The organism is Desulfobacula phenolica, assembly GCF_900105645.1.
In the GTDB taxonomy this organism is placed as follows: domain Bacteria; phylum Desulfobacterota; class Desulfobacteria; order Desulfobacterales; family Desulfobacteraceae; genus Desulfobacula; species Desulfobacula toluolica.
Genome location: NZ_FNLL01000006.1, coordinates 1 through 12,779, shown reverse-complemented (window position 1 = coordinate 12,779; position 12,779 = coordinate 1). Strand labels below are relative to the sequence as shown.

The 12,779-nt window shown below is 38.0% G+C and carries 12 protein-coding genes, 1 rRNA gene and 1 pseudogene; 3 read left to right on the top strand and 11 right to left on the bottom strand.

Annotated elements, in window-relative coordinates:
• Nucleotides 1-18 precede the first annotated feature (18 nt).
• The 7 genes from BLT94_RS10940 to phnG all read right to left on the bottom strand — a co-directional run bounded on the left by BLT94_RS10940 (nucleotide 19) and on the right by phnG (nucleotide 5,852).
• A complete protein-coding gene (locus tag BLT94_RS10940) occupies nucleotides 19-1,176 on the bottom strand; it encodes an alpha-D-ribose 1-methylphosphonate 5-triphosphate diphosphatase (RefSeq protein WP_092233909.1) in 1,158 nt (385 codons plus the stop codon).
• A gap of 5 nt (nucleotides 1,177-1,181) precedes the next feature.
• Nucleotides 1,182-1,883, bottom strand: a complete 702-nt coding sequence (gene phnL, locus BLT94_RS10935) for a phosphonate C-P lyase system protein PhnL (RefSeq protein ID WP_092233906.1) — start codon at nucleotides 1,881-1,883, stop codon at nucleotides 1,182-1,184.
• 156 nt (nucleotides 1,884-2,039) lie between these two features.
• Nucleotides 2,040-2,831 carry a phosphonate C-P lyase system protein PhnK gene (phnK, locus tag BLT94_RS10930; protein WP_014958540.1) on the bottom strand — a complete coding sequence of 264 codons (792 nt, stop codon included), beginning with the start codon at nucleotides 2,829-2,831 and terminating at the stop codon, nucleotides 2,040-2,042.
• Nucleotides 2,828-3,667, bottom strand: a complete 840-nt coding sequence (locus tag BLT94_RS10925; RefSeq protein ID WP_014958539.1) for an alpha-D-ribose 1-methylphosphonate 5-phosphate C-P-lyase PhnJ — start codon at nucleotides 3,665-3,667, stop codon at nucleotides 2,828-2,830. The genes phnK and BLT94_RS10925 overlap by 4 nt, the downstream gene beginning before the upstream one ends.
• Nucleotides 3,664-4,815, bottom strand: coding sequence for a carbon-phosphorus lyase complex subunit PhnI (locus tag BLT94_RS10920; RefSeq protein WP_092233903.1), 1,152 nt, complete (start codon nucleotides 4,813-4,815; stop codon nucleotides 3,664-3,666). Before BLT94_RS10920 ends, BLT94_RS10925 begins: the two co-directional genes overlap by 4 nt.
• Nucleotides 4,815-5,393, bottom strand: a complete 579-nt coding sequence (gene phnH / locus BLT94_RS10915) for a phosphonate C-P lyase system protein PhnH (RefSeq protein ID WP_014958537.1) — start codon at nucleotides 5,391-5,393, stop codon at nucleotides 4,815-4,817. Before phnH ends, BLT94_RS10920 begins: the two co-directional genes overlap by 1 nt.
• Nucleotides 5,394-5,405: 12 nt before the next feature.
• Entirely contained in the window at nucleotides 5,406-5,852 is a 447-nt protein-coding gene (gene phnG, locus BLT94_RS10910; protein WP_092233900.1) for a phosphonate C-P lyase system protein PhnG, read from the bottom strand.
• A gap of 318 nt (nucleotides 5,853-6,170) precedes the next feature.
• Between phnG and BLT94_RS10905 the strand changes: the two genes are divergently transcribed.
• Nucleotides 6,171-7,997 (top strand): GGDEF domain-containing protein, encoded by a 1,827-nt coding sequence (locus BLT94_RS10905; protein ID WP_092233897.1) that lies wholly within the window; start codon nucleotides 6,171-6,173, stop codon nucleotides 7,995-7,997.
• A gap of 279 nt (nucleotides 7,998-8,276) precedes the next feature.
• On the opposite strand, the gene BLT94_RS10895 is transcribed toward BLT94_RS10905, so the two are convergent.
• From BLT94_RS10895 to BLT94_RS10880, 4 genes are all read right to left on the bottom strand, one after another.
• Nucleotides 8,277-8,471 carry a hypothetical protein gene (locus tag BLT94_RS10895; RefSeq protein ID WP_092233894.1) on the bottom strand — a complete coding sequence of 65 codons (195 nt, stop codon included), beginning with the start codon at nucleotides 8,469-8,471 and terminating at the stop codon, nucleotides 8,277-8,279.
• 170 nt (nucleotides 8,472-8,641) lie between these two features.
• Nucleotides 8,642-9,406 carry a DUF2760 domain-containing protein gene (locus tag BLT94_RS10890; protein ID WP_014958533.1) on the bottom strand — a complete coding sequence of 255 codons (765 nt, stop codon included), beginning with the start codon at nucleotides 9,404-9,406 and terminating at the stop codon, nucleotides 8,642-8,644.
• Nucleotides 9,407-9,975: 569 nt separating this feature from the next.
• Entirely contained in the window at nucleotides 9,976-10,245 is a 270-nt protein-coding gene (locus tag BLT94_RS10885) for a ComEA family DNA-binding protein (protein WP_092233891.1), read from the bottom strand.
• A gap of 404 nt (nucleotides 10,246-10,649) precedes the next feature.
• Nucleotides 10,650-11,312 carry a flagellar brake domain-containing protein gene (locus tag BLT94_RS10880; protein ID WP_092233888.1) on the bottom strand — a complete coding sequence of 221 codons (663 nt, stop codon included), beginning with the start codon at nucleotides 11,310-11,312 and terminating at the stop codon, nucleotides 10,650-10,652.
• 500 nt (nucleotides 11,313-11,812) lie between these two features.
• Between BLT94_RS10880 and BLT94_RS22340 the strand changes: the two are divergent.
• Nucleotides 11,813-12,141 (top strand): annotated as a pseudogene (locus tag BLT94_RS22340) (IS66 family transposase); the annotation flags it as partial.
• A 409-nt stretch (nucleotides 12,142-12,550) separates the two neighbouring features.
• Nucleotides 12,551-12,779 (top strand): 16S ribosomal RNA (locus BLT94_RS10865); the annotation flags it as partial.

Below are 12,779 nucleotides of genomic sequence, written 5' to 3'. Positions count from 1 at the left end.
CCTTTAAAAAAATTAGTATCACTGGATTTGAAAAATGCTTTTTCCTCTGACAAACGACCGGGTAATGTGTGCCCATGAATGATCTTGGTTGACAATAATGATGTCTGCATCCGAACCTTTTTCAAGAACGCCTACATTTTTTGTGGGTTTCAAGAAACTTCCCGGCCCAGAGGTGACTGTTTGAAGAGCTTTCTCCCGGCTGGTTGTGAAATTTGATGCAATAAATGCGGCCTGAAAAAGGGATTCAGGATAATAGTCTGATACAAGCCCTGTGCAAAATCCGTGCTTGAGAACATCCGAGGCTTTCAGGTTGCCGTTTGTGGATTGATTGCGGATCAGGTTTGGAGCGCCCATGAAAATGTCCATTCCGGATTTGTATGCCAGGGTTGCAGCCTCCAATGTAACAGGGAATTCACTTGCACTGACACCTAATTTTTTTATCAGATCAATTTTTTGCCGAGTATCATCATCATGGCTTAAGATTGGAATACCGGCTGCATTGACCATATTTATAAGTTTTGTCACCATTTGCCATGATTTGTGATTTTCAGCCTGTTTTTCAGCTGCCTTTTCAAGAATTTCATGTTGGGAAAGATAATATTCGGTGGTGTGGAATTTGATATAAGATTCCATGGATCTGAACTGACCCTGGCCCGGTGTATGATCCATGACGGACATGATATCAATCATGCCTTGGTTTAACAGCTCTTTTATTATGTGAAAGCTTTTTTGTGATCCAACTTCATAGCGGATATGTGTGTTGTGCTTGACCAGTGACTGCTCGGATTTATTAAAGTTTTTGATTTTTTGTACACAATTTCGAGCTTCTTTGGGGGATCTTAACCCCAGTTCATCATCGGCAAAGCTTATGGCATGGCAAAAAGTTGTTATACCGCAGGCTGCAAGCTGTCGGTCAAGGTTTAAAAGGGCAAATTCAATGTCAAAAAAGACTCCTTTTCGCTTTTCAATGCTTCGTTCAAGACTGTCTGAATGCAGATCCACGAGTCCCGGCATGATCAGGTCTCCTTGGGCATCAATATCGGTTGCATCGTCAATACAGACAGCTCCGTTAAAAACTCCTGCTATCTTCTGGCCTTCAATTAAAACTGATCCCTGGTCATACAAATTAAATCCGTCAAATAAAGGACCATTGGTAATAAGTCGTTTATTGTTCATTTCTTTTAAATCTCCTGAAAAGACTTTGCAGACATATCAATAATCCGGTCTGCAATGGTTTTTTGATCAGACTTGTCGTGAAAAATGGCAAGAACACAAGTGCTGTTGCCAATGGCTTCTTGAATCAATTCAATTACCACTTGACGGTTTCTTGCATCTAAAGATGCAGTTGGCTCATCCAGTAGCAAGATGGGGTAGGGTGCAATAAAACCTCTGGCAATATTGATTCGCTGCTGTTCTCCACCTGAAAAAGTAGCGGCGGAAAGGTGCCAGAGACTTTGTGGAATATTTAGCCTGTCCAGCATCTGCTTTCCTGTTTTTCGGGCAATGGATTCACTGATATTTCTGGCAATGAGGGGTTCTATGACGGTATCTAAGGCAGATACCCTTGGGACTATTCTTAAAAACTGGCTTACATATCCTATGGTGTTTTGCCGTATGCTGTAAATAATGGATGGAGAAGCAGCTGCAATATCCACCTGTTGATTATTATGCTTTATTAAAATTTTGCCTTTGCCTGTTTTGTAACCGGCATAAATCATTCTAAGAAGAGTGCTTTTTCCTGACCCTGACGGGCCTGAAAGAATTGCAGTTTCCCCCGGGAAAAAGTCCATGGAAAAGTTGTCCAGCACAACCAGTCTTGTTCCATGCTGATGGTGAAAAACAAAATCTTTTCCAATATCGATTAATTTAAGTACCCATTCCAATAATAGTGTCCTTTTCATTTGTTTGTTTAAATCAGTGTTTTTTGTTCAACTCTTTGCAAATAAAATTGCGGTTTTCATGATCAGTTGTGGGGCAAACCAAGTTGAAAGAAGAGCAGATCTGTCCGCAGCAGTTCTTTTAATCAAGCCTGATGATTTTCAGGGGGTTAATACAGATGAGACCAGCAGTTGGGTGTAGGGCTTTCTCGGATCATCGAGAATCTGGTCACTTAAACCTGATTCAATAATTTTTCCGTTTTTCATGACAAACAGCCTGTGGCACATCAATCTTGCCACTGCCAGATCATGTGTGACCAGAACCATGGACAGGTTAAGCCGGGTAACAAGTTTGCGCAACACATCTATAAGTCTTGCCTGTACAGAGACATCCAGGCCTGATGTGGGTTCATCCATGAGCATTATTTTGGGTTCCGTGACAAGATTTGCAGCGATCTGCAAACGTTGCCTCATGCCGCCGGAAAATGTTTCAGGTGTGTCATCAATCCTTTCAGGGTCGATTTCAACTTTTTTAAGCCATTCAAGGGCAATATTTCTGATCTGTTTATAATTTCTCATACCGTTTGCCATGAGTCGTTCACCTATGTTTCCCCCTGCACTGATGCCCATTCGAAGACCGTCCCTGGAATTTTGTGTAACAAAGCCTGTCTGGGTTCTTGAAATTTTTCTTAACAAGGCTTCATCAGACTGGCAAAGGTCAATAATTCCATGAGAAGAATTGAAAAATACAGCTCCATTTGTCGGAGGCATCTTGCCTGCAATACAGTTGAGCAAAGTTGATTTGCCTGATCCTGATTCTCCTACAATACCTATGACTTCACCTTTTGAGAGTTCAAAATTGATGTCATAACATCCAACACGTTTGCCGAAAAATTTAGAAAGATTTTTCACTTTCAGTAATGGTAAAATATTTTTTGAAGGCATGGTTGTCATGATTCCTTTCCTTTTGATACTCTTTGGCAGTATTCGGTATCCGAGCATATAAAAAGTTTTTTGCCGTTGTCATCCATGATTATTTCATCTAAAAAACTATTTTTTGAACCACAAATGGCACATGGTTCCTGCCATGTTTCCAACTCAAAGGGATAATCTTCAAAATCAAGGGTTTTTACATCTGTATAAGGCGGTACGGCATAAATGCGTTTTTCCCTGCCCGCACCAAAAAAATGCATGGCCGGAGATTGATGCAGTTTTGGAGTGTCATATTTTGGAATGGGGGACGGACTCATTATATACCGGTGATTTACCTGTACAGGATAATCAAAAGCCGTGGCAATTTTATTATATTTTGCTATATCTTCGTATAATTTAACATACATGGTGCCGTATTCTTGATACGCATGCATTTTTACTGTTTGTGTGTGTTTGGGTTCGATAAATTGCAGCGGTTCCGGAATCGGCACCTGGAAAATCATTATTTGACCTTCCTTTAGTGGTGTTTCCGGGATTCTGTGCCGGGTTTGAATAAGTGTTGCTTCTTCGGTTTTTTCCGTAATGGTTATGTTGGCGGTGGTTTTAAAAAAATCTTTAATGCTGATGGCATTCACAGTATCATCTGATCCCTGATCAATGACTTTGAGGGTGTCATTTTTTCCCAAAAGTGAGGCGGTCAGCTGGATTCCTCCTGTTCCCCATCCATAGGGCAGCGGCATTTCCCTTCCACCGAAAGGCACTTGAAACCCTGGTATGGCAACGGCTTTTAACATTATACGCCGGATCATTTTTTTTGATTGTTCATCCAGATAAGCAAAATTATATTGATGACTCAACGATTGGACTCCTTTTTGGATATTGTTGTTTTAAGGTTTCGGATCAGGATCAGTTCTGATTGGAAATCAACATAATGGGGCAGCTTTAGATGCTGCACAAATCCGGATGACTCAACATTATCGCTGTGGGACAAAATAAATTCCTGATCTTGCCCGGGATATGTGACGTTTTTGTCTATTTCATTTGATTGTAAAGACCTGTCCAGTAAAGACATTGACATGGCTTTTCTTTCATTCTGGCCAAAAACAAGCCCGTAGCCATTTTTAAATCCGGGCGATTGATTTTCTGAACCGTCAAACCGGTTCAGCATAAAACATTCTGTAATCTTGATCCTGCCGATATTTATTTCAAATCCCAATTCAGGCGGTGTGTATTTTACACTTACATACCCGACACGAAGTTCACCTAAAAAAGGATGTCGATCAAGACCAAATCCTCTTTGCAGCGAGTATGCCGATCCCAGCAGGAAGCCTTCATCTCCCCGGGCAAGGTTTTGAAGTCGAATACTTCTGGAAGCAGGTAATTTAAGTGGTTCTCGTGTAAGGTCTTCTACCTTGTCACCGATTAGTTCTTCAGGCTCTTCTTCCATGAGTTCTTGTTTCTTTAACAGATCAACAACGCGAGCAAATTTTTGTGGTGGGTCGGAAGGCTTTGATGGTTTGGAATAATGTTGCGGTTTGGAATAATTATTCTGATCTGAAGCCGTTTCCTTTATCAGCGGCCTGGTTTCTTGTTCTTTTTTGTCATCAGTTTTAAAATCAATGAGCCTATGGGTGTAATCATAGGTGGGACCTAAAATCTGTCCGCCGGGAATATCTTTGAACACACCTGATATGCGGCGAAGAATTTGCATATTTTCCGTGTCAATGGGTTTTGATGTGCCAAATCGTTTAAGAGTAGATCGAAATGACCGGACCAGAAAGATGGCCTCCACAGTGTCTCCCTGGGCCTGTCTTAGAGCTGTAGCCGCAGCTTTTTTATCATATAAAGAGCCTTCTGCCATCACTCTGTCAACAGCAAGTCCCATCTGGTTTTCTATCTGGTCTGTGGTGATTTGTGGAATGCTGTCCGGTCCCCGCCGTTTTTTTGCAATCATCTTTCTGGATTGTTTGACAGCTTTTTCGCCTCCCTTTACTGCAACATACATCAGAAGATCTCCAGTTTTGTTGTGCGCGGAATAGCAACAAAACGGTTGTTGTAAATAAAAATCATATCAATTCCCAGTGGATAGTTATTAATCATATCTGCACGCTTATGCAGGAAAATGTCTTTTACCCCTTTGAGGTTAAGATAGGTTTTGCATTGAATGCCCGGTCCCGTAAGCTTTATCCTGCCATTATTTTCCAGCCCGCTTGTTTGAATCAAAAGGGTTGTGGATTGATCAGGAGACTCAATGGTCCCCTGGTTAAACTCAGCAGGGTCTTTGAGTTGTTCCAGGTTTGTGTAAAGTGCAAATAAAGATCGGTTTGGCATGCGGATAATGGGCGCACCAGTGTGAAAGCGGATCCACTGAATTGCTTGATCTGTATTTTTAAGATCCGAGCATAATGGGGTTTCAAAATCCAGTAATGCAAGCAAAATTGCTCCGGATGCCATATGAAGATTGCCCGGGCAGGCCATATCAAGTTCCATATCTTTGATAATTCCTGGCTTTGCCATAGCAGAAAGCAATTCTCGAAAAACATATTGAGTGTCATACGTTTCTGATTGAAAACCTTTTAGCATAATACTTGTAACCTATTCCCCTCTTTTTAATGTGAAAAATTCAACCCGTGTTTCTGCCACTTCTTGTTCAAGTTTTGTATCCTTTTTGATCTGTTTTTCAGCCAGCTTGTTGATTAAGTTTGTTTTTATGACATCATGATACTCAGGGATCTGCAGCAGACCATCAAATAGTGCTGCCAGTTCTGAATGTGCCGGATCTGATCCTGCGGTCATGGCATATCCGATATATTGTTCTTGTACTTTAAGAACACATTTTGAAACGCTCATTTCGCCTAAATGGAACCTGGAGTGTGATCCGTCTGCCCTGGCCTGTACCATGAGCATGCCTGTTTCAGGTTTTACAATATATTCGTAGTCTATTTCAGCGTTTAAATTTTTTTGTGCAGTTTTTAAATCCTTCAAAGAAGCGGTTGCCAAAAGTTCCATCCATTTTTTTCGAGTTGTTTTTTTGATTTCCATTAATTTCCAATCTTTTATGTTTATTCTGATGTCATCATTTAACCTTTATTCAATAAGTAGATGATTAAAAATCTATTAATTTATTGTTAAAATATAAAAATATTCATCTTAGTTTAATTTGCCGCTAATTCTTTTCTTACAATTCTGGTTTAGGGTTAAACACTTTTAATGGAAGGCAGGAACTGTGTTGAGATTAATCGATAATAACTGCCACGGACAAACTTGGTCTTTTATCTTGGTTTGTCCACAACAAATAATGAAAGACTTTAATTTCAGCATGTTAAAAGTTCTTTCATGTAAAAAAAATATGGTAACGATATGAGAACATTAAAGCATGAAAAATGGATTGAAAGATTATCAAAAATAGATTTTGCTTATCAGCCTATTGTAAATATCCATACTGGCAATGCCTTTGGATTTGAAGCATTATTAAGGTTTCATAAAGAAGCTGGTTTCTCATCCATCGATGATGTTTTTGACCAGGCCTACACACATGAAATGCTTCACCCGGTTGATCTTTTTTTGCGTGAAAAGGCCTTTGCCAAATTTGCAAAGTTTAAAGGGCAAAGTCATATCAAACTGTTTTATAATCTTGACAATCGTCTGTTTGACACAAATGATTATTCCCCGGGTAATACAGCTCAAATGCTTGGAGAGTATGGTTATTCACTGGATGATATATGCTTTGAAATATCGGAAAAACATCAGCTTGCCTGTAATAAGCATGTTTCAAAGATCTTGGATGTATATCGTTCCCAGGGGTATAAAATCGCCGTGGATGACTGTGGTACTGGATTTTCAGGGATGCAGCTTCTTTATTATACAGAGCCGGATTATATCAAAATCGACCGGTTTTTTATTCAGAATCTGGAAAATGATCCCAAAAAAAGACTGGTTGTGTCCACCATAGTAAATCTGGCCCATTTTATGGGCAGCCTTGTTCTCGCAGAGGGTGTTGAAACTCTTGATGAGTACCTTTTGTGCAAGGAAATAGGATGTGATATGGTGCAGGGGTATTTTGTCCAGAAACCTCAGCTGGATCTGAATCAACTAAAAAAAAGGTATATGAAAATAGGGCACATAACCCAAAATGAGCGGCGAAATGGCGTGGTTAAGGATCAGTCTCTTATTTCAAATCAGATCACCCATGCAACACCGGTATATTCGGATTGCAGTATCATCAGTATCTTTGAAAAGTTCAGGAATGAAGATAAAATCAGTTTTTTTCCCGTTATAAATCAGCATGATGAGCCTGTGGGCATTATAAGGGAGACTGCTTTTAAAGAGTATATTTTTTCAAAATTCGGACGGCAGCTTCTGGAAAATCCATCTTTTGGAAAAGATATCTCAAGGTTTGTTAAAAAAATTCCCATTTCAGACGTTCACTCATCTGTTGAAAATCTTATTGAAACCTATTCGCACTTCAATAATAATGAAGGTTTGATTATGGTTGAAAATATGAAATATATTGGAATTTTGAGTACAAATTCATTGTTAAAGATTATCAATGAAAAAAATCTTACCCTGGCAAGAAACCAGAATCCTTTGACTAAATTGCCGGGTAACACCATGATTCATGAATATTTCAGTAAAACCCTGGCCGATTTTTCAGCTACCTATCATTTGATTTATTTTGATTTTGATAATTTCAAGCCATTTAATGACAGGTATGGATTTAGAAATGGGGATCGCATGATTTTAATGTTCGCGGATATGTTAAAAAAAACAGGATTTTCTGAAAATCGCTTTGTCGGTCATGTGGGTGGCGATGATTTTTTTCTTGGGGTAAAACATTCTGAAAATAAGGATATATTGCTTGAAATGGAGAAGCTGGCCCGCCAGTTTAAGAAAAATGCAGAAAGTTTTTATGATCGTGAAACTGTTGAACAAGGATTCATGGTTGCCAGGGACAGGGAAGATAAAATAAGACAGATACCATTGATGACAGTTAGTATTGCCGTGCTTGAACTTCCGGGAGGAGTAGATAGAACCTGTTCAATTGAAGCGGCCGGTAATATGATTGCCCGTTTGAAAAAAGAGGCAAAACAATCCGAAACAGGCATTTGCAACTCAACAATGGGGATGCCTTATCCTCAAAATCAGACCGCTCCCTTTGAAGTCATATCATCCATTCTTGTCAAATAACATCAATATGCAAAGTATTAATCCAGATCCAGTTTAGATTTGCATTGATTGCATTTTACAACTCCCCGGAAAACTTTGTTGCCGCAATCAGTACAAAAATAGCGGGCCTCTTCATCGTGAACCCATTTTTTAGTGCCGAATTTTCGTCTATAAGGGACAGATCGTAAAATTACTTTTTTTCCAACAGCCATTGAAAAATTATCAATATATTGGCAGGGAAATTCATCGCATTAATAAAGACCACAAGGCGAAATGAAATCCGGGTTTGTTTTCATGGCTTTAATCTTTTCTTGTTTTTTTTAGTCCATTAATAAACCAATTAAGTTGTGCTAATATCAAGTTCCAGATTCTTGGATCATGGGTTGAAGCATATAAAGCTGAGCAACCGCTAATTGTCAAAACAATAAATTGTGCTGTTTCATTCAAATCAAGTCCTGGTTTCAGCATGTTTTTTCTTTGGATTCTTCCAGCCATCTTTTGATCACCGTTGAAAAACCAAACATTCCTTTTGAGACGCTGTTACTAATGGATTAGGAAAAATATTGCAAATTGAAGTTGATCCGATCCATCATCAATTTAAAAACTGTCAAAAAAGTTATGCTTAAAAGGCTTGATTTTGATGCGGTCTGTACAATGAAATAAGTTTATTTTATTTCAACTTCAGCGGGAATAATAATGGTTGAATCCTGAATATCTGAAAGTTTGGGGATCTCTTTTTTCCCAGCTTTCCATCCACGATGTTTTAACACCCCTTCAAAGGGAGGGTCGCCTGCCACATTCCCAACTAACTTAATTGAATCAATATCAAATCCAGGTTCAATAGATACCTTACTACCTTCTTCATTGTCTATTACCGGCTTTGGATCAATATATTTTTTGATTGTCTTTTTACAGTCCTCCTGAATACTTCTTACCGCTGCACCAATTTGTTCATCATCATATAAGCTTAAATCTTCGTCAAAAAAATCCAAAAGTCGCCCATCTTTTTGAAGAACAGACAGGCTGTGTAAAAACAGACGCTGCTTCCTCTCCACAGCTGTCTTCTGATCAACAAAATCTTTTTTGGATTTTCCTTTAGAGGGTATTTCATCCTTTGTAATATAAAATCCATTAAACGCCTTTGACACTGAATTTCTTAAAATGAGCCATAGCACACAACCCAGCAGCAAAAAAAAACCTATTACGGTCGGTATTACCCACAAATAAAAATTATGGAATATAAATTCTACATTATTAACAATCTCGGATATAGTCTTGGTAATAATTTCATTTTCTGTATTTTGAGAAAATTTAAGGGTCAGCCATCTCATGCCGAAATATAATCCGATATTTATGCCTGCACTGATCAATAAAGCCAACAGGGTAATAACACCAAATAATCTTTTTGAATATACTTTAGAAACTTCCAAATCCAAGGTCTCCCTTCCAAAAAATCCATTAATACAAAAAAAACACTCTGTACTCTACAAGATGATTCAGATAATAACACAAAAATAGACTATATCAAGCAAATGCTTTTTCCCGAATTCACTGTCTATCTTTTAATAGACCTGTCCAGAGCAAATTGGGGATTTTTTTTTAAGTTAGGCAACTGTTTCAATAGAATTTGTTTTTCCTTGTCTCAAACACTCAAGGAGTGCCATTTTGGGGGCGCAACTATTCTGTGGTGTTTGATATCTACATAAATTTGGGGTGGATATCTTGAGCATGAATTTATTCTGAAGGAGCTCAGAAAACCTTCTAACTGTCATTTCGCTGGTGTTTTTTTTCTTCAGACTTGAAAGGCATTGGGCCTTGTGCCATAGTATATTTTGACTTCGTATATGATGGTTTTCTTTTGTACAAAATACTCTATCTGCTTGATTTATCAGGCGAAAAGAGGTTTTGTTTTTTTTTGATGGTGGATTGGGGTTTTGAAAGATTAAAGATCAGGGGAACCGTATTAAGTCCTTAAAACCGTATTAAATTTTTATCCATATTAATCTTTTACTACGATCAGATCCTTATTGGCATCAAAAATTTTTAGGCCTATCCCTTTTACCTTCATAATATCCTCAGACTTTTCAAATGGGTGTGCTTTGCGATAGTCAATAATTCTATCTGCAATTTTATCACCAACATATTTGAGTACGACAAGCTCACTTTTGGTTGCTTCATTGATATTTATCTTTTCAGAAGCGGCAAAAACAGGTTGACAGAAACTGATAAACAATAGACTTATCAATAGTATAATGGAAGTTTTTTTCATTTTTGACATCCTCGTTTAAATGTTTTTTTTAAAAAACGGATCCCCTGATTCCAATAAAAATCTTGTTGCGCCATAAAATTTTGGAAAAAATACAATGATCAAATATCTATCTACATGAGTGGAAATTGCACATTCCATACAATGGACAGAACTATATTAAATCAAAGGCAAAGAATCAATTGGGGAAAACCCCTAGTTTTGCAAAAAAAAACAAACAATTTTATTGGGGCGCTGCTCTTTTGTGACATGCCTGACACATAGAGTAAGCTATCGTTATGTTGTTTATCTCAATTCACGATAACTATAATTTATTTCAATTTTGGCAAATTTTTTAGAAAAAAACTTTAAAATATGCTGGAATTATTACCCATATTCCAAAATACTTTCATAGAGTTTACACAAATTCAAGAAAAGTCTTCAATGGAATATAAAAGGTGTCTTAAGGACGTTAAAAATGTTTTAGTAATATTCTGAAACTCGACTCCTACGGAAAGCATATCCTTATCCCTTCTAACATTTCTAACACTTGCCATGACACCTACTTCTTTGGCAACTCCTGGAAATTGACAGTAAATTCTTAAAAGATCACCCTCTCTTAATGAATTAATATGGCTTTTTTGGTCAAGGTATTTAAAACTGCATCCTTTTTTGGTAATATCATACACAACCATGGAAAATTCAGCTTTTTTTGCTTCAATTCTGCCTGGAATTACAACTTTATTTCGTTTAACAAGCCTTAGTTCTCTTTGTTGAACCACTTTGGGGTATTCAATGGCCAACATTCTTATGGGGTTGGTGACCACCTCTATTACGCTGGTTTGAAATGCATATACTGACCCTTCATATAGATATTTAACAACCATTTTATTAGTAGGAAATAATTTGTTTTTAACACTTTTATATCTTTTAGGAAGGGTAACGATCATGAATTCATCTTTAAGCATACCAATAAAGATGCTTGTGACAGAAAAAGTAACACCTTCTATTTCAAGGTAAATTTCCGTGCCGATACCAATATAAAAACCTTGAGATTTGTTTAGTTCTAAGATCCCTTCCAATTCCCGCATCTAATGTTCCTCCAAGTGCGTATAAAATAATTGCAATGCATATTGCAATAAAATTAAGTATTGATTCATATTGTTTTTGTCAAGCCCTAAAGCTTTATTCCAGATGGATCGCGCATGTAAATATTCAAAAGTCCCTGCCTTATTGCTGTGAGTATGAATCACCTGAATACTAAATTTTCCAACTAAATCTTGAGTAACAATTTGACCCCTGAATTCCAAATAGCTACCACGGGCAGACCTGGTCTTTTATCCTTGTTTGCCCATAACAAAATACAAAAGTCTCTGTTTGGATTTTTGAAGATTTTTAAAAAAAGGAAAAAAGCTATGTACAAAGGTTACTGCATTACCGGAATAATTTTAAGCAACCGCATCAACTGGAAAGCTTTTCCCGTATCAGTGCGGGGCAGTATAAAAAGAATTCACTTTCCTGGATATTCAAGCATTCCAAATCGCCTGCGAGCATCTGTTTTGTCTATGTTCCACGTAATTATTCAGCAAATGAACAGGACAAACAAGAGTGGGCCAGGGATATCAGGGATCTATTGTCACAAGTCAATAAAACCGTGGATGATTCAGGAGGCCGGCTTTCTGAAGCAGATTCCATGAAATACATACAACAATATAGGGATCTGCTGGAAAAGGCCCAAGAAGAGTGTCCGCCTCCGGATGAAAGTCAACGAAAAGGAAAACGGAGCAGGCTAAAACGCTCCAAGTCAAGAAATCTTCTTGAATGGTTGATGAAAAGTCCCATTCAGCAATAACCAGGGTGAAAATGATATCAGGATGCTTTCGCTCCATGAAAGGCGCGGCTATTTTTTGCCGTATACGCATATGACTTGGCAACGTGCTTATATATAATAGATGCGCATGTTGTCATTAAGTGGTCTTGATTAACAACAAACTGCCTGTAGAGCTTGTTGGCAGCCTATGTGAAACCATTAAAAATAAACAGTCTGTTGTAATTTTTTACACAAATTATTTATAGTCATAGTTACGACCCATAATCTCATCTCAAACAGATTTTGGTATTTTTAAAAGAACAGTTTGTAAATGTTAAATGATTCTCTAAAAAGAAGATGCTTTTTTAAAAAAAATGGTTGACACCAACCAAAGAATCATGTAGTCTGCTTTAGTTGTTTGTGAGGGAAGTTGTTTTGATCTTTGAAAATTGGTCAGTGAGAAATTTTAAAGCGGGTCTTAAAACAAGACCTTAAAGAGTTTAGAAGTATCAAGGATTATAACTGGAGAGTTTGATCCTGGCTCAGAATGAACGCTGGCGGCGTGCTTAACACATGCAAGTCGAACGAGAAAGGGGTTGCTTGCAATCCTGAGTAGAGTGGCGCACGGGTGAGTAACACGTAGATAATCTACCTTCAAGCCCGGGATAACTGCCCGAAAGGACAGCTAATACCGGATGAAGTTGGTTCACACAAGTGAATTAATGAAAGATTGCCTCTTCTTGAAAGC

Coding starts and splice junctions, on each gene's coding strand:
- BLT94_RS10940 (WP_092233909.1), bottom strand. CDS start 1,176: ATGAACAATAAACGACTTATTACCAATGGTCCTTTATTTGACGGATTT.
- phnK (WP_014958540.1), bottom strand. CDS start 2,831: ATGACAACCATGCCTTCAAAAAATATTTTACCATTACTGAAAGTGAAA.
- BLT94_RS10920 (WP_092233903.1), bottom strand. CDS start 4,815: ATGTATGTTGCAGTAAAGGGAGGCGAAAAAGCTGTCAAACAATCCAGA.
- phnH (WP_014958537.1), bottom strand. CDS start 5,393: ATGCTAAAAGGTTTTCAATCAGAAACGTATGACACTCAATATGTTTTT.
- phnG (WP_092233900.1), bottom strand. CDS start 5,852: ATGGAAATCAAAAAAACAACTCGAAAAAAATGGATGGAACTTTTGGCA.
- BLT94_RS10905 (WP_092233897.1), top strand. CDS start 6,171: ATGAGAACATTAAAGCATGAAAAATGGATTGAAAGATTATCAAAAATA.
- BLT94_RS10895 (WP_092233894.1), bottom strand. CDS start 8,471: ATGGCTGGAAGAATCCAAAGAAAAAACATGCTGAAACCAGGACTTGAT.
- BLT94_RS10885 (WP_092233891.1), bottom strand. CDS start 10,245: ATGAAAAAAACTTCCATTATACTATTGATAAGTCTATTGTTTATCAGT.
- BLT94_RS10880 (WP_092233888.1), bottom strand. CDS start 11,312: ATGCGGGAATTGGAAGGGATCTTAGAACTAAACAAATCTCAAGGTTTT.